22 protein-coding genes and 3 tRNA genes are annotated in these 17,973 nt (G+C 63.9%); 17 read left to right on the plus strand and 8 right to left on the minus strand.

Features of this window, described 5'->3' with window-relative positions:
* Positions 1 to 123 precede the first annotated feature (123 nt).
* Genes Mgrana_RS02515 through Mgrana_RS02530 form a run of 4 tightly spaced genes read left to right on the plus strand, consistent with a single transcriptional unit; the run spans position 124 to position 3,501 of the window.
* The gene (locus Mgrana_RS02515) at positions 124 to 810 is read left to right on the plus strand and encodes a hypothetical protein (RefSeq protein ID WP_119356039.1); all 687 of its coding nucleotides are present in this window, start codon (positions 124 to 126) and stop codon (positions 808 to 810) included.
* A gap of 28 nt (positions 811 to 838) precedes the next feature.
* On the plus strand, positions 839 to 1,591 hold the full coding sequence (locus Mgrana_RS02520) for a LamB/YcsF family protein (RefSeq protein WP_119356040.1): 753 nt from the start codon (positions 839 to 841) through the stop codon (positions 1,589 to 1,591).
* Positions 1,591 to 3,096, plus strand: a complete 1,506-nt coding sequence (locus Mgrana_RS02525; RefSeq protein WP_119356041.1) for a 5-oxoprolinase subunit B/C family protein — start codon at positions 1,591 to 1,593, stop codon at positions 3,094 to 3,096. Before Mgrana_RS02520 ends, Mgrana_RS02525 begins: the two co-directional genes overlap by 1 nt.
* 27 nt (positions 3,097 to 3,123) lie before the next feature.
* Positions 3,124 to 3,501: a DUF4870 domain-containing protein gene (locus Mgrana_RS02530; RefSeq protein WP_119356042.1), complete on the plus strand. Its 378-nt coding sequence runs from the start codon at positions 3,124 to 3,126 to the stop codon at positions 3,499 to 3,501.
* A gap of 143 nt (positions 3,502 to 3,644) precedes the next feature.
* Here the strand turns inward: Mgrana_RS02530 and Mgrana_RS02535 are convergent.
* The 3 genes from Mgrana_RS02535 to Mgrana_RS02545 all read right to left on the minus strand — a co-directional run bounded on the left by Mgrana_RS02535 (position 3,645) and on the right by Mgrana_RS02545 (position 5,271).
* A tRNA-Pro gene (locus tag Mgrana_RS02535) sits at positions 3,645 to 3,722 on the minus strand.
* Between the two features lie 125 nt (positions 3,723 to 3,847).
* Positions 3,848 to 3,937: transfer RNA gene (locus Mgrana_RS02540), tRNA-Ser, on the minus strand.
* 119 nt (positions 3,938 to 4,056) lie between these two features.
* A complete protein-coding gene (locus tag Mgrana_RS02545; RefSeq protein ID WP_119356043.1) occupies positions 4,057 to 5,271 on the minus strand; it encodes an MFS transporter in 1,215 nt (404 codons plus the stop codon).
* 106 nt (positions 5,272 to 5,377) lie between these two features.
* Here Mgrana_RS02545 and Mgrana_RS02550 point away from each other — a divergent pair.
* Positions 5,378 to 5,454, plus strand: a tRNA-Arg gene (locus Mgrana_RS02550).
* 149 nt (positions 5,455 to 5,603) lie between these two features.
* Here the strand turns inward: Mgrana_RS02550 and Mgrana_RS02555 are convergent.
* Both Mgrana_RS02555 and Mgrana_RS02560 read right to left on the minus strand, forming a co-directional pair.
* Entirely contained in the window at positions 5,604 to 6,881 is a 1,278-nt protein-coding gene (locus Mgrana_RS02555; RefSeq protein ID WP_119356044.1) for a tyrosine-type recombinase/integrase, read from the minus strand.
* Positions 6,882 to 6,891: 10 nt separating this feature from the next.
* Positions 6,892 to 7,479: a helix-turn-helix domain-containing protein gene (locus Mgrana_RS02560; protein WP_119356045.1), complete on the minus strand. Its 588-nt coding sequence runs from the start codon at positions 7,477 to 7,479 to the stop codon at positions 6,892 to 6,894.
* Between the two features lie 114 nt (positions 7,480 to 7,593).
* Between Mgrana_RS02560 and Mgrana_RS02565 the strand changes: the two genes are divergently transcribed.
* The 12 genes from Mgrana_RS02565 to Mgrana_RS02615 all read left to right on the plus strand — a co-directional run bounded on the left by Mgrana_RS02565 (position 7,594) and on the right by Mgrana_RS02615 (position 16,137).
* The gene (locus tag Mgrana_RS02565) at positions 7,594 to 7,827 is read left to right on the plus strand and encodes a helix-turn-helix domain-containing protein (RefSeq protein WP_119356046.1); all 234 of its coding nucleotides are present in this window, start codon (positions 7,594 to 7,596) and stop codon (positions 7,825 to 7,827) included.
* 206 nt (positions 7,828 to 8,033) lie between these two features.
* Entirely contained in the window at positions 8,034 to 8,408 is a 375-nt protein-coding gene (locus Mgrana_RS02570; protein WP_119356047.1) for a reverse transcriptase-like protein, read from the plus strand.
* Positions 8,409 to 9,108: 700 nt separating this feature from the next.
* Entirely contained in the window at positions 9,109 to 9,537 is a 429-nt protein-coding gene (locus Mgrana_RS17280) for a TlpA family protein disulfide reductase (protein WP_308629381.1), read from the plus strand.
* 95 nt (positions 9,538 to 9,632) lie between these two features.
* The gene (locus Mgrana_RS17285; RefSeq protein WP_308629382.1) at positions 9,633 to 9,812 is read left to right on the plus strand and encodes a TlpA family protein disulfide reductase; all 180 of its coding nucleotides are present in this window, start codon (positions 9,633 to 9,635) and stop codon (positions 9,810 to 9,812) included.
* Positions 9,813 to 10,554: 742 nt separating this feature from the next.
* Complete coding sequence (locus tag Mgrana_RS02580) at positions 10,555 to 11,223, plus strand: response regulator transcription factor (protein WP_119356048.1); 669 nt, start codon at positions 10,555 to 10,557, stop codon at positions 11,221 to 11,223.
* Positions 11,220 to 12,311, plus strand: a complete 1,092-nt coding sequence (locus Mgrana_RS02585; RefSeq protein ID WP_119356049.1) for a sensor histidine kinase — start codon at positions 11,220 to 11,222, stop codon at positions 12,309 to 12,311. Before Mgrana_RS02580 ends, Mgrana_RS02585 begins: the two co-directional genes overlap by 4 nt.
* Before the next feature lie 26 nt (positions 12,312 to 12,337).
* Complete coding sequence (locus tag Mgrana_RS02590) at positions 12,338 to 13,081, plus strand: WD40/YVTN/BNR-like repeat-containing protein (RefSeq protein WP_119356050.1); 744 nt, start codon at positions 12,338 to 12,340, stop codon at positions 13,079 to 13,081.
* A gap of 11 nt (positions 13,082 to 13,092) precedes the next feature.
* Positions 13,093 to 13,719 (plus strand): DUF3105 domain-containing protein, encoded by a 627-nt coding sequence (locus Mgrana_RS02595; protein ID WP_119356051.1) that lies wholly within the window; start codon positions 13,093 to 13,095, stop codon positions 13,717 to 13,719.
* Complete coding sequence (locus tag Mgrana_RS02600) at positions 13,716 to 14,540, plus strand: urease accessory protein UreH domain-containing protein (protein WP_119356052.1); 825 nt, start codon at positions 13,716 to 13,718, stop codon at positions 14,538 to 14,540. The genes Mgrana_RS02595 and Mgrana_RS02600 overlap by 4 nt, the downstream gene beginning before the upstream one ends.
* Before the next feature lie 6 nt (positions 14,541 to 14,546).
* Positions 14,547 to 15,080, plus strand: a complete 534-nt coding sequence (locus tag Mgrana_RS02605; protein WP_119356053.1) for a TlpA family protein disulfide reductase — start codon at positions 14,547 to 14,549, stop codon at positions 15,078 to 15,080.
* The gene (locus Mgrana_RS02610) at positions 15,080 to 15,553 is read left to right on the plus strand and encodes a LysM peptidoglycan-binding domain-containing protein (protein ID WP_119356054.1); all 474 of its coding nucleotides are present in this window, start codon (positions 15,080 to 15,082) and stop codon (positions 15,551 to 15,553) included. Before Mgrana_RS02605 ends, Mgrana_RS02610 begins: the two co-directional genes overlap by 1 nt.
* Before the next feature lie 2 nt (positions 15,554 to 15,555).
* Positions 15,556 to 16,137 (plus strand): M23 family metallopeptidase, encoded by a 582-nt coding sequence (locus Mgrana_RS02615; protein ID WP_170146378.1) that lies wholly within the window; start codon positions 15,556 to 15,558, stop codon positions 16,135 to 16,137.
* Positions 16,138 to 16,202: 65 nt separating this feature from the next.
* Here the strand turns inward: Mgrana_RS02615 and Mgrana_RS17020 are convergent, their stop codons facing one another.
* The 3 genes from Mgrana_RS17020 to Mgrana_RS02625 are packed head-to-tail and all read right to left on the minus strand — an operon-like array spanning position 16,203 to position 17,937.
* Positions 16,203 to 16,397, minus strand: coding sequence for a hypothetical protein (locus Mgrana_RS17020; RefSeq protein WP_240631219.1), 195 nt, complete (start codon positions 16,395 to 16,397; stop codon positions 16,203 to 16,205).
* Positions 16,373 to 17,251: a C39 family peptidase gene (locus tag Mgrana_RS02620; protein ID WP_240631220.1), complete on the minus strand. Its 879-nt coding sequence runs from the start codon at positions 17,249 to 17,251 to the stop codon at positions 16,373 to 16,375. The genes Mgrana_RS17020 and Mgrana_RS02620 overlap by 25 nt, the downstream gene beginning before the upstream one ends.
* An 8-nt stretch (positions 17,252 to 17,259) precedes the next feature.
* A complete protein-coding gene (locus Mgrana_RS02625; protein ID WP_119356134.1) occupies positions 17,260 to 17,937 on the minus strand; it encodes a cytochrome c biogenesis CcdA family protein in 678 nt (225 codons plus the stop codon).
* Between the last annotated feature and the right edge of the window lie 36 nt (positions 17,938 to 17,973).

Here is a 17,973-nt window from a genome sequence, read left to right on the forward strand (position 1 = left end):
CCCCCGGCCAATGCCCCCCATTCCAGCTTCAACGACTGGGCGGTGGTCAGCCCTGCGGATGCCGAGCGCATCCGGGGGGTTGGGCTGTCGTGCCAGATGATTTTCCTGACCGCGAGATAGCCTATGCTGCCCTCCCTTCTGCGCTGGACGGCCCTGCTTCTCTGGCTCACCCCGGCCCTGGCCTGGTCTCCGGCCCCCGATCTGGACCTGGCCCAACGGGTTGTGGACGGGGTGTATCGCCGGGGCCACCCGGTACCCACCTTCACCCAGCAAAGCCTGGCGGTTTCTGCGGGGGCCTTCCCTCCTGGAACCGAGGTGGGCCTGCGCTCCGGCCCACCCAGCTGCCTGAGCCACTGGCTGCAATCCCCCAACGACTATGCCCGGTTTGGAAGCCGCCCTACCCAGCTGATGCTGGCCGGGCAGGCCTATCAGATTGTCCTAGCCGCCCAAACCGCCCGCAACGCCTTCAAGCTCCTCTCCGCTCAGGACGCCCTGGCCACCGCTCAAGCCCGCTTGCCCAGCGGGCACCTACAGGTGTACCTCGAGATCCAAGGTCTGGCCCAGGAGGCCGGGCGTGAGGCCTACCGCTTGGAAATTCAGACCGAGAATGCGCTGCTGCCCCCCTACCAAAGGGCCTACCTCGAGGACTGGGAGCAGACCCCGGACGGACGCTGGAAGGGCACCCTGATCTACAGCTTTGACCTCACCAAAACCAACCTGAACCCTCCCGACAAGCTCACCCTGGTCCTACAAACCGAGGTGACGGGCTGCGTGTATACCCTGGGGGTCAGCCTCTCCGGGTTTTACTGAGGCCCCCTGCCCGGCGTAAGCTAAGTCCGTGACGGTAGACCTCAATGCCGACGCGGGGGAGTCCTTTGGGCCCTGGAAGCTAGGGCACGACGAGGAGCTGTTCGGGCTGCTGACCTCGGTAAACCTGGCCTGCGGGTTTCATGCGGGGGACCCCCTGACCCTGCGCCAGGCCATCCGCCTGGCCCAGTACCGGGGGGTGGCGGTTGGGGCCCACCCAGGCTATCCCGACCGAGTGGGGTTTGGAAGGCGTCATCTGGAGGCATCCCCCGAGGAGGTGTATGCCGATACCCTGTACCAGATCGGGGCTTTGGCGGCTTTCCTGCGGGTCGAGGGGCTGCCGCTGCACCACCTCAAGCCCCACGGTGCGCTGTACAACCGGGCCGCCAGGGACGCCGAGATCGCCCGAGCCATTGCCCAAGCGGTGCGCGACTACGACCCTACCACCCCCCTGGTGGGGATGGGGGGCAGCGCCCTCGAGACCGAGGGGCGGGCGCTGGGGTTACGGGTGGTCCTCGAGGCCTTCCCCGAGCGGGGATATACCGCCCAGGGCCTTCTGGCCCCGCGAGGAATGCCGGGGGCGGTCATCCAGGACCCCGCAGAGGCAGCCCGCCGGGCGGTGCAGATGGTGCTGGAGGGGTGGATAGAGACCGTGGACGGGCATGAAGTTGCCCTCCGGGCCGAGACCCTGTGCATTCACGGGGACCACCCCAACGCCCCGCAGATCGCGCGGCACATCCGGGCTGCGCTCGAGGCCGAGGGCATCACCTGCCAAACCTTCTAATGCTCCGGGGCTTCTACCTTCCCTTCGGGCAGCGGCTAGACCCCGCGGTCAGCGCCCGCATTCACGCGCTGCTGGAGTGCTTGCTGCAGCAGATCCTGCCCGGGGTGACCGACCTGGTTCCCGGCTACGCCAACCTCTATGTGGAGTTTGACCCCCTCCGGGTCTCTGGAGCCAAGGTCCGGCGCTGGGTCGCACAACACCTCAAGGCCCTCGAGGTCAGCCCACTGGAGCATCGGCCCATTCAGGAAATCCCCGTACGCTACGACGGCGAAGACCTCCCCTTGGCGGTGCAGCAAACCGGGCTGAGCCTCGAGGAGGTCATCCGCCGGCACTCCGGGCCGCTTTACCGGGTGTTTGCCCTGGGGTTTACCCCCGGCTTTGCCTACCTGGGCCCTGTGGATCCCGCCCTCCGTTTGCCCCGGCGGGCCGAGCCCCGCCGCCGGGTTGCGGCGCACACCGTGGCCATGGCAGGGGAGCAAACCGGGATCTATCCCCTGCCCTCACCGGGTGGCTGGAATCTGCTGGGTACGGCCCTCGAGGCGGTCTACGACCCTCACCGCCCCCAGCCCTTCCGGCTTCAGGCTGGGGACCGGGTGCGCTTCGTGCCGGCCAAGGGGCCTACCCCCCCGGAGCCAGAGCCCCTGGAGCTGCTGCCCGGCGGGCTCACCCAACCGGTGCTGCGCCTCGAGGAGCCGGGCTTGCTAGACCTCCTGGTGGATCAGGGCCGCTTCCGGGTGGGGCGCTATGGCCTGGCCCGTTCAGGGACCTTAGATGCGCTCTCAGCCCAGGCCGCCAATCGGCTTTTGGGAAACCCGGCGGAGGCTCCGGTGCTCGAGCTGGCGCTGCGCGGCCCCGTTCTCACCGCCCTTGCCCCGGTGGTTCTGGCTTTCGCTGGGTTCGGGTTGCGCCCGGTGGTCGGGGGCGGGCCCCTCGAGCCCTGGCAGAGCTTCCTCCTGCACCCAGGCCAAACCCTGCGCTTTCAGCCGGAGGGCCCTGGAGCCCGAGGCTATCTGGCGGTGGCTGGGGGGTTTGCCTCGAAGCGGTTTATGGGGAGCGCCTCCACCGACCTGCGGGGCCTGATCGGTCGGGCCTTGAGGGTGGGGGATGTGCTCGCGGCTAACCCCCGGGGGGCTCGAGCCGGGTTCCAAACCAATCCCTGGAGGCTCAACCCGGACTGGCCAATTCGGTTGCTCCCAGGGCCTCAAGCCGATCCCGAAGCCCTGCAGGCCCTGACCGGGGCGGCATTTAGGGTCAGCTCCGCCGACCGCATGGGGATCCGCCTGGAGGGCCCGCCCGTTCCTGGGGGGGAGATCCTGAGCGAGGCCACCCCGCTGGGGGCCGTCCAGGTTCCCCCTGGGGGCGCACCAATCCTCTTACTCAACGACCGAGGGACCCTGGGCGGCTACCGTAAACCCGCCCTGGTACACCCGCTGGACTGGCCTCGGGTGGCCCAGCTGCGCCCAGGAAGCTGGGTGCGGTTCAGGTGGTCTCCGGCCAACCCCTAACCCCCTCCTTTGCGCTACCATGAGGGCATGGAGTCCTTGCCCGCCCCCCTCGAGCACCCCCCGAAGGAAGACCGCAACTGGGCCGTCGCAGCCCACCTGGCCCCCATCGCCGGTTACCTTGTCGCCATCGGGCAAATTCTGGTTCCCCTATCCATCCTCCTCTTCGGCCCAGACCGCCCGTTTGTCAAGGAGCAAGCCAAGGAAGCCCTTAACGCCCAAATCAGCTTCACCCTCTACTGGATCGTGGTGGTCTTTCTTTACATCAGCATCATCGGTATCCCGCTGGCCGTTTTGCTGACCCTCTTCCTGGGCGTTTTCGTGCTCTGGACCATGATCGCGGCTGCGGTGGCGGTCTCGGATGGCCGGCCCTACCGCTACCCCCTGATCGTGCGATTGATTCGCTGAGCCAGAGCGCTCCTTACCTATAAAGCTTTGTTCTGGGCAGAACCGGGGACTGCCGATGCCCCATCCCCCATTCCAAGGTTTGGCCAATCCCAAAAAGCAAAAAACCGCTCAGGGAGCTTTTGAGTCCTGAGCGGCTTTCTGTTTGGTCGGGGCGAGAGGATTTGAACCTCCGACCACACCCACCCCAAGGGTGTGCGCTATCCAAGCTGCGCTACGCCCCGAACTGCACGCGAGTGGCCTTGGCCAACCACGCACAGACAAGTCTAGCGACGAACCGCAGTCCCGTCAACTTTTTGCCTGAGCGCGAGGGCGATCGCTGGAGCAGCCGGCCCCCCAAGTGGGGATTTGGCGGAGGGAGAGGGATTCGAACCCCCGGTGGACTCACGCCCACAACGGTTTTCAAGACCGCCGCCTTAAACCGCTCGGCCATCCCTCCCCGCCAAGCGATTTACCACTATGGGGCGAGAATTCGCCCTTGTCAAGGGAACATAGGGCATAAGTCCCAACGACGTCTCCTCCGGTAATTTTGGGTCTAGATCAAGGCTTCCCTACCGCTTACCTTGCCCCTCGCACCTGCCGGATCAAGATCGCCCCTAAGGCGAAACACACCGCGGTGACAAGGAAGATCAGGGTATAGCCCGAACCCCCACTCTGAGCCCCCACACTGCCCAGCCAGGCCCCCAAGCTGCCGGCGAGGAGCTGCGGGAGGATGCTCGAGATCTGCCAGACCCCCATATCGGTGGCGTGGGCCTGGGGATTCGGAAGCACATCGGAGATCAAGGCCCAATCTACCGATAAGTAGGCCCCAAACAAGGCTCCAAAGAGCAGCGCGCAAAACAGCAGCCAGGTGAAGTTGGGGATGAGGAACAACAGCATGAGCAGCGCTAAACCACCCCCCGCGACGTAGATCACCGGTTTACGGCCACGGTGGTCCGAGAGCCGCCCAGCAGGGAGCGCGGCCAGCACAGTTCCCAGGGCAATCAGCAGGCCCATCAGTCCGGTGGCTTGGGCCGGCTCGCTGGCATACAAGCTGCCTGCAACCGAAAACTTTTGCACCACATCGGCCAGATAGTACAGCAGGTATGTCAGCACCACATACTGGCCCAGCATCACCAAAAAGCGGGTCAGCCAGACCCAGCGAAAATCGTTGCTGTACCAAGGGGCCAGCAAACTGGACCCCAATCCCTCTGGGCGCCCCTTGAGCCCAGGAACCTCCCGCACGAAGGCCACCACCAAAAAAGCTCCCAGCAGATTAATCAGGGCAATGAGTAAGAATTGCCCCTCGAGACCAAGGGGGAGCAGAACCACGAGCCCAGCCACCACCGAGCCCACCACCTGAAGGATGCCCAGCCAGCCCGAAGCCACCCCCCGCCTCCGGCGGGCCACTAAATCTGGAACCAGCGAGGCATAGGGCCCGGTTATCGCGTCATCGGAGAGCTGTAGCAGGATATAGGCCACGGCCAGCTGGGCGTAGCTGGAAGCGAAGGCCATCCATACCAGTGACAGCGCAGTGATTACCGCCCCAAAAGCGATAAAGGGCATTCGCCGGCCCACTCGATCAGACCAGTAACCAAAAACCGGCGGGCCTAAAATCGCCAGAACCGCGCTCACGATGAATAAAAACCCCAGCCGCCCCGCCCGCTCGGGTTCCGGGCTAAGCTCGGCAATTCGGGTTGGGAGGAGCACCCAAAGCACCAAAAACCACTTGAAGCTGCTGGAAAACCAATAGGAAGAAAGTACGGCATACCAGGGGTTGCTCTGGGCGCGCATTTGGCTTCCAGTATACGAGGCGGCAGGGTTAAAGACGCATTGACAGCCTTTAGGCCCTGTGCTACCCTACAGAGCGCCTGCGGATCAAGCGCAGCCACAGCTTAAAGGGCGCGTAGCTCAGTTGGATAGAGCGACTGACTACGGATCAGTAGGTCGTGGGTTCGAATCCTGCCGCGCCCGCCAGATAAAACGAGTACAGCACGGTGAAACCCCCAATCACAACGATTAGGGGTTTCCTGGTTTTTGGTCGAAATGTAGCAACCGTGTAGCAACCCAGGTGGTGGCCTATGGGCAGCTATGGTACACGGTGTCATCTCAGCCTTGTCTCCACCCTAGGCCGCGTCGCGGTCGGGCAGACCGTGGGGCAGCAGGTCGGGGGACTCAGGCGCGGCAGGCGCTGCCGTGGCGCTGACCTCGAAGACGTTCTCGAACAGCTCGCCCTCGAGCAGATGCCGATACACATTGAGGGTAACGGTGGGGTTGGCGTGGCCCATCCGCTTGGACACCACCTCGAGCTTGACCCCATTGGCCAACAGCACAGAGCCGTAGGTGTGGCGCAGGTCGTGGGGGCGGATGTGCCGGAGCCCCTCCCGCTCGCAGATGCGGGTGAGGGCGTGGTTGGGGGCGTTGGGCTCGAAGGGGGTGTTGTGCAGGGGGGAGCCGAACAGGTAGAGGCCCTGAACGTCCTGGCCGAAGCTGGCCCGCACGTGCTCGCGGAGGGCGCGGAGCCTGGCGGCGGTGCCCGGCGGGATTGGCACCACCCGCTTGGAGGTTCTGCTCTTGGGCTTGGTCATGATCCCGCCCCTGACCCCCTTGAGGTTCGACCAGCTCTTGCCGACCGAGAGCCGGGGCGGGTGGGCCTCGAGGTCGAGGTCGGCCCAGGTCAGGGCCAGAGCCTCACCCTTACGCAGCCCGGTGTCGAGCATCAACCGGAACAGCATTCCCATCGGGTGGACATCCTTCTTGTCCAGCAGAGCATCGCAGGCTTTGAGCAGGGCTACCATCTCGGTGGTGTCCAACACCCGGCCCACGGGTTCGGAAGGTTCGACGCTGACCTTGACGGCCTCGCAAGGGTTGCGGTGGATCAGCTCGAGCCGCACCGCGTCCTGGAACACGCTGCGCATGCGCTGCAAGACCATTTTCTGGGTGCGGAGGGTGTAGGGCCTCGGCTCGGGCTGCACCCCCTCGCGCTCCTGGGCCTTGGTGGGCTTGGGTGTCCAGCCCTCCTCGGTCATGCTGTCCAGCATCCGCCGGATGTGCACCGGTTGAACGGACTGCACCCGCAGTTTGCCCAGGTGGCGCAGGGCGTGGGACAGCTCCCACTCGTAGGCCGAGCGGGTCTTCTGGGCCTTGCTCACCAGCTCGCGCTTCTTCCACGCCTCGGTGAACTCCTCCACCGTGACGGTGGCGGGGGTGGCCAGCAGGCCCTTGTTGAACTTGTCCAGGAGGTCGGCCAGCTTCTTGGCGGCCTCAGCCCGGGTAGCTCCGTAGACCGCCTTCCGCTTGGGGTTACCCTGGGCGTTGTGCCCGAGCGTGACCGCCCCGACCCACTTGCCGTCGGACTCCCGCTTGTACACCGTCCCCTCGTGATTGCCGCGCTTCTTGGGCATCCCTCCCCCTCTAGACGATGATCCGCAGCAGCGCCCGCCCGACCAGCCTGGCCCCCTGCTCCAGGGGCGCGATGGCCTCGTCCAGATCCTCCAGCAGGGGCCTGCCCTGCCTGGTGTACCCGGTCAGGCGGTACAGGTTCATCTGGCCCTTGGCCGACTCGACCCCCACCCACTCCCCAGGCACCGGCTCGTCCACCCTGGACACCGTGACCAGGATGCCCCTGTCCCAGAAGGTCAGCAGGTCGCGCGGCTTGTAGGTGGACAGTTCGGGCAGGCCCAGCACGACGCGCTCCTTGCTCCGGTGAACCTCGAGGTGCAGGCTGCGAACGTCGGGTTCATCCCCCTCGGCCTCGATGCCGGGGAACTCCAGCCCCGTAGCCCGCACGAACTCCTCAGGTGTCCAGCGTAAGGTAGAAAGCAGGGTGCGCAGCAGCAGGGCCGACAATTCTCTGGGGTCAATCTGGCCGCGCTCGAGCTTGCTCACCCAGGCCTGGGAGCGCTCGAGGCGCAGCCCCAGGTCGGCCTGCGAGAGTCCTAAACTCTCTCTGCGGTCCTTGAGGGCTTCGCCCACCTTTGCCATGTCCACCGTAGTCGCCATTCGGGCCTCCCGTTTGCCGTTGCAACAGTCAAATATTACTATGGTAATAGAAAAGTGTCAAGTTCATCACGGTGATATTGACAAGGGGGATAAACTCGTTCTACAGTAGATTTCGTGAAGGGAGTTGCCACCAACCTGCGCCGCTGCCGCCTAGCCCTAGGGATCACCCAGGAGGAGTTGGAAGCCCGCTCCGGGGTGGCCCAGGCCAACATCTCGCTGTACGAGAACGGGCGCATCAACCCCAACCTGCGCAACCTGCGGCGGCTGGCGCGGGCGCTCGAGGTTCCGGTGGACGCGCTGCTGACCGAGAGCAAGAAAGACCCAGACGAAATGCCCTACCCACGGTAGGTGTTGACCCCACCGGACGAGTACCCCTAGCGGGGCCGACCCAAGTACAGAGGAAGCCATGAGCCAAGCCAGCCGATAACCACTCGACCCCTACAGCGCATCTGCCTGGAGTGATTGGGGTCAGGCCGGGCCGACGTTGACTCGGCTCGAGGGTTCGTGCATTCACAGGTGTCCCAAAACGGGGGCGGCCTCTGCGGGAGGTGAGGATGGGAGCGGTTGCCATTTATGTGGAAGGGTTGGTAAAAGAAGGGCGAACGGGGTGGGCCTTTTTAGCTCCGGAGGTGGGGCACAGCGATCACGGTTGGATTGAGGGCGGGTGGGACTTGCTGGGGCAGTATCGGGGGGTACTCGAGGGACTGCGTTGGGCGGAGAAGGTAGGTTATACCAATGTTCTAATTCACAGCAGCGACCCCGTGTTCGTCGTGCAGATGCTGGACGGCCTGGGCGCGGAGCAGACTGAGCTTCAAGCACCCTGGTGGCAGGTGAAGGAGGTCGAGGCGTACTTCCAACGGGTGGTCTACTTCACCGTGCGGGCGGAGGAGAATCTTGCGGCGGGGGCGCTCGGGCGGCTGCTCAATTGAAGACAGTAGGGATGACTCTTGGAGCGCCAGCCTGGTTAAGCACAATCAAAATCGGCTTTAAGCGGACAGCAGGCCAACGAAAACATTCCGTTTTAGCGGGATGCAAAACATATTTCAGCGCGGCTCGAGTAGTGGCGAGGTACTCGCTGCGGTTATTTAGAAACCAGTTCCGACAACTGGACACACCAAAAGTCAATTGTTTATAAGGGCCGTTATAGACGGTCGAAAGTCCGTCAAGCGCCCCGCAGGACCGGTCGAGATTAGCGTCCGAGACTCCGGCGAGGGCCCCCCGCCGGAGGCGCTGCCCAGACCATTGCCCGTTTCTAGCGTATGCCTCGAGGTCGCGGAACACCCGGGAAAGTGGCCTGGGGCTGGCTATCGTCAAGGTGCTGGTCGAGCTGTACGACGCCGGGGTGGTGTTCGAGCTGACGGTGCCTACGATGGCTTGAATCAAAGCGGCTTATTTCGGCATACTTTGGGCTCGAGCGAATCGGTAAGCTTACAACCAGGGTCTTCGACTTCGAGGACAAACCGGGAGTGGGGCGCAAGGACGGACCGGCATCGCCTTACGGCGCTGGCGGGGGAAGCCAGGTGGGGAAGCTGCGGCCGGCCGGGATCGCGCCGCGGTGGGCCAGCTTGGCCGCCGCCCCCGTGGTGTCCACGACGCTCGGTGCGGCCGCGGGCGGGACTTGGGTGATGCTTGGGTTCGCAGGTACGCCCCGTCGTCGCCCTCAAGGCGGGCGACGGGGGTTTCCAGCTTGCACCGCTCGAGCGCCCTTCGCGGGGTCTCCGACGTCAGCCCAAGCACCTCGGGGTCGGCCGGGAAGCCGGGGAGCAGCAGGTCGGTGTACGGCAGCACCTCCGCCAACGCAGCTCGAGCCGCCTCGAGTCCACCGCGCTCGGCCCGCAGCCGGGGCCGGTAGTTGGGGTCGTAGGCGACCTGGACGCGGTGCGCTCGGGCGATCCTGACCACCACGAGCACCGCTGCCTGGGCCGTCGCCGAGATGGCCTGGCTGATGCCGCTGGGAAAAGCTATACCCTCGCCAGCTTCAAGGGCAAACCACTGGTCATCACCTTCTGGGCCAGTTGGTGCCCCATCTGCAAGGCCGAGTTTCCCAAGCTGCACTAACTCGCCAAGGAGTACCAACTGCCCTTCGTGGTGATCAGCTGTGAGCCCAAGGATAGCCCCCAGGTGGTCTTTGCCCAAAAGCCTACCCGGCCTTCTTGCCCCTGGTGGCCCTGAGCGGAGGCGATCCCCCGGTCACCACCGCCAACTGCTTCAGGGTGCTGGGACAACCCTGGACCTTTGTGCTGGATGGGGAGGGCAAGATCGTCAACCTCTATGCCGGCAGGGTCGAGGTAGAATCCCTAAAGGATGACCTGGCGGGCCATGATGGGCCTTGAGCCCCGTGGGTACCGGTATCCAGACTTCACCCTCAAGACGGCTTGGTCGGTCAACTCTGAACGATAGGGCCTGCCAGCCTTCACGCCTGGATTGGGCTGCCCCTAAGGATTTGGAGCCCAAATTAAGGATCCCAACATCCTCCCCAGCTAAATAGATGCCATAGCCAGCGACTCCCACCACTGGAAGCCAGCTCCACTCCAGCGCGTACACCTGGTTCACGTTGGCCTAGTGTTGCAGTTGGGCGAAGGGCCGGGTTTGGGATTGGCCTGGTTGTCTTTTCCCTTAATGGTTTCGGGGTTTCCTTCTTGGATTCACTGACCAGGTTGATTAGCTTGACGTAACCTAACCCATGCTGCCGTATAGAACCCAGGACGGCCGAAGCGGCCAGACGGTGCCGAGATCTCAGCAAGTAAGAACGAACTCCGGTAATTTTCGATCCAGCCTAAACACCACAGGACTGGTTCCCTTGGTCTCGGTTCAGCCTTTTCTCTGCCTTTACAGGAGCTTAACCTGGGGGGGTTAGGGTCATGGCGAGGTGGTGGGATGGGGAATGGCGGCTATGGGCTCGATGCACTGATTAGCTTGTTTTGGGCCGGACTGGCTTTGTTGGCGGTGGGGGGTTTGGTAATCTCGTTAAAGCCTGAACCCCGGTGGCAGGTGGAGGCTGACCGCAAACCTCACTCGCCGGGCTCGGGGGCCGATGGGTCAAGGGCCAGACCAGACCCCGGATGGGAATGAGCTATGGCAAAGGTGCTATTGGTGGATGATGACCCAGCGATCCGGGAGGTGCTGGGGGCCTACTTGCAACAGGCCGGACACTGGGTGCTCGAAGCCCAAGACGGCGAAGAGGGTTTGGGCCTGGCCCCCGGTGCCGACCTGGTCGTTCTGGACTTGATGCTTCCTAACTTGAGCGGCTGGGAGGTAGCCAAGGAACTGCGCAAGACCCACCCCGAACTCCCCGTGCTGATGCTCACGGCCCGGGGGGAGGAGGAGGAGCGGGTTCGGGGATTTGAACTGGGGGCCGACGATTACGTGACTAAACCTTTCAGCCCTCGGGAGGTGGTCGCCCGGGTGCAGGCCCTGTTGCGGCGCAGCGGCCTTAAGGAGGAACTGATCTTCGCCGATCTGTCCATTCGCCCCCGCGATCGGCTGGCCCTGTTGGGGGGAGAGGCCCTGCCCCTTTCTAAGTTGGAGTTTGACCTGCTCCTCACCCTAGCTCAGTACCCGGGTCTGGTCTGGAGCCGAGAGCGGCTGCTGGAGCGGGTGTGGGGCTCGGATTACCCTGGGGTGGACCGGGTGGTGGATGTGCACATGGTGTCGCTGCGCAAGAAACTGGGGGAGGATGCCGAGCGTCCCCGCTTCATCGAGACCGTTCGGGGGGTAGGGTACCGCTTTAGGGAAGAACTATGAATGTGTTTACCCGTCTGTTTGTCTCCCACATGGTTGCCATCGCGGTGGCGGTGTTCGCCTTGGTGCTGTTGGCCGAGTTCTTTGCTCCTCAGTTTTACCGCGAGCACATCAACCGGATGGTGGCTGCCATCGGTCCCGCCGGACAAGAACTGCACGGGGACCTCGAGCAGGGGCTTCGCTCGACCCTGACCACCGCCATGATCTCGGCACTGCCGCTGGCCCTCTTGTTCTCAGCCGGCACGGCCTATCTCACCGCCAAGCGAATTGGGCATACGGTCAGCCTGATGGCCGAGGGGAGCCGGGAAATTACCCAGGGGAACTACAGCAAACGCCTGAGCAGCACCAGCAAGGACGAGTTGGGAGCCATGGCTCAGTATTTCAACCAAATGGCCCAGGCCCTGGAGGGGGTGGAGCGAAGCCGAATCGAGCTGATTGGCACTGTGGCCCACGAGTTGCGAACGCCCCTGGCGGCCCTGCAAGGCTATGCTGAGGGGCTGATGGATGGGGTTCTGCCTGGCGAAAAGGCCGCCAGGGGTATCAACCGAGAGGTGCGGGCCATGAGCCGCCTGGTCGAAGACCTTTCGCTGGTCTCCAGGGTGGAGGCCGGGGCACTGGAGGTTCACCCGCAAGCGCTGGAGGTTCCCAGCGTGCTGGCCGAGCTACAGGAGCGCTTTGCCCTGGCCTTCGCGGAAAAAGGCGTAGGCCTAGAGGTCGCGGCCTCGGCTGGTTTGCCCCCCATCTGGGCCGACCCCGAGCGGCTGCAACAGGTGCTTTCCAACCTCTTGGTCAACGCACTACGGCATACCCCGGTCGGCAAACAGGTGACGGTTGGGGTCACAGCTGAGCAAAAAGCGATACGTTTTGCCGTGCGAGACCAGGGTCCTGGGATTGCGCTGGAGTACCGCCAGCGCATCTTCGAGCGGTTCTACCGGGTCGACCCTGCCCGAAGCCGCAAGGACGGCGGCACCGGGGTCGGCCTCACGGTGGCGAAGGGGCTGGTCGAAGCCATGAGGGGACAAATGGGGGTGGAGAGTGAGCTGGGGCAGGGCAGTACCTTCTGGTTCACCCTGCCCTTTACACAGACTTAACATCCCCTCAATACACTGCCTGGCGTATGCGATGGTTTTTAGCCCTGGCGGATCTAGGAGTGGCCCTGGCTCAGAGCCCGGTGGGCCAGGTTGCAACCCGGGATGTTCACAGCTTGCTCTGGTTGAGCGATGGACGCATCTTACTGGGGCACCATGACGGCCTTCAGGTTTCTAAAGACGGGGGGCGTACTTGGCAAGCCTTGCTGAGCCGCCAAGGTTGGGATGCGATGAACCTGGCCTGGGACGGCCAGCGCTTGATCGTGGCCGGTCACGACATCTACGCCGAGAGCACCGACCTCAAGGTCTTTAGGGATCTCAAACCCAAGGGGCTTTCGGGGAGCGACCTGCATGGATACTTGGTCTCGCCGGTCAACCCTGCCCTGCACTTTGCCCATGAAGCCTCGGGGGGTCTCTTTATGAGCCGCGACGGCGGACGGACGTGGAGCAAAACCCCGCGTTCGGCCTCACCCATCATGACCATGGATCACAGCGGCGTGTTCTACAGCGCAGTACCCGGTTTGGGGTTGTTGCAAAGCCGCGATAACGCCGCCAGCTTTGCAGCCGTACCGGGGCCGGAGACCACGCTGCTGACCCTGGCCGTTGCCTCCGACGGCGGCTTGTATGCCGCTGGTAAAAACGGTCTCTGGCTGCGCACCTCCACCGAATGGCGGCAAATTGCCAGTGGGATGGTGGTGGCCCTGGCAGTAAACCCTCGAAGGCCCGCCGAGGTGATCTGGGTGGACGGCACCGGTCGAATCTGGCGGCGTTAGGAGTACACCCTATGGCAAAGAATCCCACCAATCGGCAGGCCAGCCTCCAGACCCCCAGCAAAAAGACTTCCCGGTATGGCTCCAAACCCAGGGTGTTTCCATGGACGGCCCTGATCATAGTCGGTGTGGTCGTACTAGGGCTGGGCTGGGGGGGATGGTCATGGTGGCAAGGCCGGCAGGCCGGCAGCCAGTTTGATACCCTCAGTGGATTGGGCAAGGCGGCCCTGAAGCGGGTGGAGACCCAGACTGACTATGGCCGAGGCCACACCGAGGGCCAAGCCCTGAGCTATTCGAGCGATCCGCCCACCTCAGGGACTCACAGCGGAAGCTGGGTCAATCCCGGTTTTTATAGCCAGGCTCAGCCTAAAGAGCAGTTGGTTCACGCCCTCGAGCATGGCAATGTGGTGGTGTACTATGACCCCTCGGCTCAGGCTGCCCAGGATCAGCTGCGGGCCTGGGCGCAGCAGTTTAGCGGATCCTGGGACGGACTGGTGGTGGTGCCCAAACTGGGGCTCGGTCAGAGCGTCGAACTTACCGCCTGGAACAAGCTGTTGCGGCTGGAGTCCTGGGATGCGCCGGCCGCCGCCGCCTTTATCGATGCCTTCCGGGGCCGAGGCCCCGAGAACCCGGTGCGATGAGGGCTTACTTGGGCTGGGGGTTGTTAGTGGGGTTGGGGCTTTTCCTCCTGGCGTTTGGTACCCAACTGGCAGGACTGGCTCCCGGCCTCTATGCCCTCGCCAATAAGCCCTACACCTGGCTGGCCGAACCCATCAACACCTTACGGCTGGGATTGGGAATTCCCTTGCTGGGGGCGTTCCTGCTTGGCTTGCTGGGGGCCTTGGCGCCCTGCCAGCTCTCCACCAATGCCGCTGCCCTTTCCTGGTTTGCCCAGGATACACCTCAGAATTCAATCTGGAGGCGGGTGACTTGGTTTTTGCTGGGTAAGACCCTGGTTTACCTTGCCCTGGCGGGCATCGCGGTTTGGATCTTTGGGGGCAACTTCACCGCACCAGGGGCCTTCTTCACCGGGGTTCGCCGGGCGCTGGGGCCGTTGATGGTAGGGATGGGATTCTTGCTGCTGGGGCTCATCCGTGTGCCGGGGCTAACCGTTGGAACCGGTAGGCTCGGCGAGTGGGCTCAAGCCAGGGGCGGAAACCTGGGCGCTTTCGCTCTAGGCACCGCGTTTGGTTTGGCGTTCTGCCCCACCATGTTTCTGCTGTTCTTTGGTCTGATGCTACCTATGGCGGTAGCCTCAGGCGCGGGGCTCATATTCCCCGCGCTCTTTGCCTTAGGTACCGCCATGCCGGTCTTGCTGATCTTGGCCTTGCTCAACCGAGGCCAGTCCAAAGGCGGGGTACTCTCGGGGATACGCCGCAGCGGGCGCTGGCTCAATCTGGCGGGCGGGGTAGTCTTGCTGCTGGCCGGGCTCTACGACATCCTGGTGTACTGGTTCTTGTAGGTGAGTATGCGGCTCATGGTGGGTGTACTCTTGATCGCTCTGTTGGGGGGGCTATTCTGGTGGGGGATGCGCCGGGACGCCAGCGCACTGCCTTCACAGTTGGCGCAAGCGCAAGAACCAGCCCCCGACTTCGCCTTGCCCACCCTTAAACCCTACCAAGCCGAGTGGGGTGAAACCTTGACCCTCTCCGAACTCGTCGGCCCCAAGCCCATCGTGCTCAACTTCTGGGCCAGTTGGTGCCCCCCCTGCCGCCGCGAGTCGCCCATGCTTGAGGCTGCCTGGCGACGCTACCGGAACCGGGTACTGTTCCTGGGGATCAACTTTCAAGACGGGGATGAGGCGGCCCGGGCCTTCATCCGGGAGTTCGGCCTGACCTTCCCCAGTGGAGCCGACCCACGGGGGCGGGTGGGGGTGGACTACGGGGTCTACGGGCTGCCGGAGACCTTTTTTATCAACTCAGAGGGCCGGGTTCTGGCCCGGCATGTGGGCGAGCTTAGTGCATCGCAACTCGAGGGCTATCTGAGGCAGTTGCTGCGCTGATGCTGGCCTGGCTGGTGTACAAGGTGCGAAAAGGCGACACCCTGGCCTCGCTCGCCGCACGCTACGGGGTACCGCCCGCGGCCATCCGGGGCCGGAATGGGCGCGAGGCCAGGCGGCTCGCCCCAGGTCAGGAGCTTCGCATCGCCATTAAGGCCGACCATCCTGGCTCCGGACGCCTCCCCCCTGGAATCGAGGCCTACGCCATACGCTCCGGTGATACCCTGGGCGGCCGAGGCCGCCGATTTGGGGTCACCCTGCAGGAACTGGTTTTGGCCAACCCCAGGCTGCAAAGCCTGGATGGCCTGGGGTTGGGCAGCATCCTGTACATCCCCACGAGGGTCAAGGGGTTGCTGGTGGAACTGGGCCAGGGCCAGACCCTGCTGGACTTGAGCCAGCGCTTTGGCCTGCCGGTCAGCCAGCTGGCTCGGGCCAACCAGTACCAGAGCCCCTGCAGCCACGCCACGGCGACCTGATCGTGTTGCCGGGCCTGCAAGCTCGCCGCAGCTACGAGCGCCTGTTGGCGGTGCGCGAGGAACGCCTGGCCCGAGCCGCCCGGCCGCTGGCCCAGGAGCGTCGCAAGCCGGAAGCAGTCTGGCAGGTAACGCAAAATCGTACGGTCAACTGGGCGCGAGTCCGAAGGCCCATCCTGCGCCGGGCTAGCTATGCCCCCAGGGGGTTTCAGTGGCCGCTTTTGGGTTCGGGGGAGCCTTTGGTCACCACCTACTATGGTGGGCGTACTCCCTTCGAGCGCTTCCATGCCGGCCTAGATGTGGCCGCACCCTTAGGCACCCCCATCTACGCGGCCAGAGCCGGACAGGTGGAGGTGGCTGGCTGGTCCAACTACGGCTTCGGCCTCTATATTGTGCTGGATAACGGCGCAGATATTGCCACCCAGTACGGCCATCTGTCGCGCTTGGCGGTACAGGCCGGGGATCGAGTGGCCCAGGGAGAACTCATTGGCTATGTGGGTTCCACCGGTAACTCCACCGGCCCTCACCTGGACTTCCGGATTCGCCTGGGGGGACAATCGGTAGACCCCCTGGATTATCTGCCTTAGGAGGAGCGCTTTAGCAGGGGCTCGGGGGCATGGCAGCGGCGTGGTTTCCTGGTACGCCGTGGGCGCTAGCGCGAAGCCCGGGCCTGAAGGGCCTGTAGCGCCTGCGCTGCCTCGCGGTAGCTGGGCTTGAGCCGGAGCGCGGTCTGGAAGTCGGCCCTGGCTGCTCTGGTCTGCCCCAGCGCGGCGCTGGCCTTGCCGCGCCAGTAGTAGGATTCCTCGAGATCCTTGGCTCGGCTCAGGGCGTTGTCGACGAGGGCCAACACCTCGCGGTAACGGCCGTTGCGAAGTACGCCTGATAGGGGCCAAACTGATACCACAGGGTGCGCCAGGGCCAGTTTCCCAGGGTGTTCTGGGGCCGGCCAGGGTCGTAGCGGGTGTAGAGCGGCAGGCTCCAGGCGCGGTCATAGGCGGCGGCCGCCCCCTGGGGGTCGCCCAGCCACAGCAAGGAAGTGCCCAGGTTGAACCAGGCGAAGTCGTCGGTGGGGTGGCTCTGACTCTCCTTCCGGGCGATCTCAGCGGCCTTGCGGTACTCCCAGTCGAGGCCGGTACGCTGGCCGAGGAGTTGGCTGACCGGGATCTGGCGGCGGCTGGGATAGACCACCAGATAGGTGCGGTTGTAGACCCGCCACAAGCGATCAAACTCGCGGTACTCCGGGCGGATATTGGGGCCGTTGTAGGAGTCATAGGTCCAGAAGAAACCAGCGGCATCGTCGTAGCCGCTAATCAGGCGGTAATGGCCCATGCCGCCCTGATCGCTCACAAACCAGGTCTGAGCGATCACCGGATACCCAGCCGCCACCAAGCGCTTGAGCAGCGCCAGATCGCCCGTGATCCCCTGCTTCACGGCGAACCCCTGGCTCCGGGCGTAGGCCGCCATTTCGTCAGGGGAAACATTTTTGTCGGCGCGGTTGGGTTTCAAGACCGGCGCAGTTTGATACTGGGTGAGGGTGCTGCCCCAGTAGCTCATGGCCATGCCGATGATCACCGGGCCACAGTTGTTGAGCCGCTGGTGCTCGTGGCGGATGCCCTGCAGTTGAACTGAACTGGGTTGGGCCAAGCTGCCCAGAAGCAGGATTGGCAGCAGGGCCATCGCGGCTTTGAGCCAATCGTTCATGTCCACTTCTATAGATGTTTCAGCAGCCACTCAGGGGTGAGCTTGAGGAAGTAACCGTTCATGAGGGCAAACTGACCCGTTACCATCAGCACACCCACCAGCACCAGGATGGCTCCCCCGGCGATCTGGAGCCCTGAGGTCAAGCGGGAGGCCCGCCGGAGCCATCCCTGCACCCGGTCGGTAAAGAGGGCCACCAGCAGGAAGGGTACGGCCAGGCCCAGGATATAGCTGAACAGAAACTGCACCCCGGCCCCGGTGGCGGTGAGGGTCAGGATGGCCCCGAGAATTGGGCCGATGCAGGGCGTCCAGCCGATACCCAGTACCACCCCCAAAGCAAAAGCCCCCCAGGGGCGGCTGGTATCGCCCTCATAGCGCAGATTGATGCGGCTCAGCAGAAACTTGGGTTTGAGCCCCAGCATAAAGAGGCCAAACAGCATCATGGCGACCCCGCCCACCAAGGTGAGGGGTTTACGGTACTCAAACAGCAGGTTGCCCAGCAGGGTAAAGGGTAAGCCCAGCAGCAAGAAAATGGCCGAGAACCCGGCTACGAACAAGATTGCGTTGAATATCGGGCGACCGTGCTCGGCCCCCAGGTAGAGCAGATAGGTGGGTACCAAGGGCAGCACGCAGGGGGATAAAAACGACAGCAGCCCCGCCAGAAAAGCCCCGGTCAGACTCAAGGCCATATCTGTTGAGGTTACCGGGTTCATGTAAAGTCTGTA

This window comes from Meiothermus granaticius NBRC 107808 (assembly GCF_003574355.1).
Lineage (GTDB): Bacteria > Deinococcota > Deinococci > Deinococcales > Thermaceae > Meiothermus > Meiothermus granaticius.

Coding starts and splice junctions, on each gene's coding strand:
- Mgrana_RS02515 (WP_119356039.1), top strand. CDS start 124: ATGCTGCCCTCCCTTCTGCGCTGGACGGCCCTGCTTCTCTGGCTCACC.
- Mgrana_RS02525 (WP_119356041.1), top strand. CDS start 1,591: ATGCTCCGGGGCTTCTACCTTCCCTTCGGGCAGCGGCTAGACCCCGCG.
- Mgrana_RS02530 (WP_119356042.1), top strand. CDS start 3,124: ATGGAGTCCTTGCCCGCCCCCCTCGAGCACCCCCCGAAGGAAGACCGC.
- Mgrana_RS02545 (WP_119356043.1), bottom strand. CDS start 5,271: ATGCGCGCCCAGAGCAACCCCTGGTATGCCGTACTTTCTTCCTATTGG.
- Mgrana_RS02555 (WP_119356044.1), bottom strand. CDS start 6,881: ATGCCCAAGAAGCGCGGCAATCACGAGGGGACGGTGTACAAGCGGGAG.
- Mgrana_RS02560 (WP_119356045.1), bottom strand. CDS start 7,479: ATGGCGACTACGGTGGACATGGCAAAGGTGGGCGAAGCCCTCAAGGAC.
- Mgrana_RS02570 (WP_119356047.1), top strand. CDS start 8,034: ATGGGAGCGGTTGCCATTTATGTGGAAGGGTTGGTAAAAGAAGGGCGA.
- Mgrana_RS02580 (WP_119356048.1), top strand. CDS start 10,555: ATGGCAAAGGTGCTATTGGTGGATGATGACCCAGCGATCCGGGAGGTG.
- Mgrana_RS02585 (WP_119356049.1), top strand. CDS start 11,220: ATGAATGTGTTTACCCGTCTGTTTGTCTCCCACATGGTTGCCATCGCG.
- Mgrana_RS02590 (WP_119356050.1), top strand. CDS start 12,338: ATGCGATGGTTTTTAGCCCTGGCGGATCTAGGAGTGGCCCTGGCTCAG.
- Mgrana_RS02595 (WP_119356051.1), top strand. CDS start 13,093: ATGGCAAAGAATCCCACCAATCGGCAGGCCAGCCTCCAGACCCCCAGC.
- Mgrana_RS02600 (WP_119356052.1), top strand. CDS start 13,716: ATGAGGGCTTACTTGGGCTGGGGGTTGTTAGTGGGGTTGGGGCTTTTC.
- Mgrana_RS02605 (WP_119356053.1), top strand. CDS start 14,547: ATGCGGCTCATGGTGGGTGTACTCTTGATCGCTCTGTTGGGGGGGCTA.
- Mgrana_RS02610 (WP_119356054.1), top strand. CDS start 15,080: ATGCTGGCCTGGCTGGTGTACAAGGTGCGAAAAGGCGACACCCTGGCC.
- Mgrana_RS02620 (WP_240631220.1), bottom strand. CDS start 17,251: ATGAACGATTGGCTCAAAGCCGCGATGGCCCTGCTGCCAATCCTGCTT.
- Mgrana_RS02625 (WP_119356134.1), bottom strand. CDS start 17,937: ATGGCCTTGAGTCTGACCGGGGCTTTTCTGGCGGGGCTGCTGTCGTTT.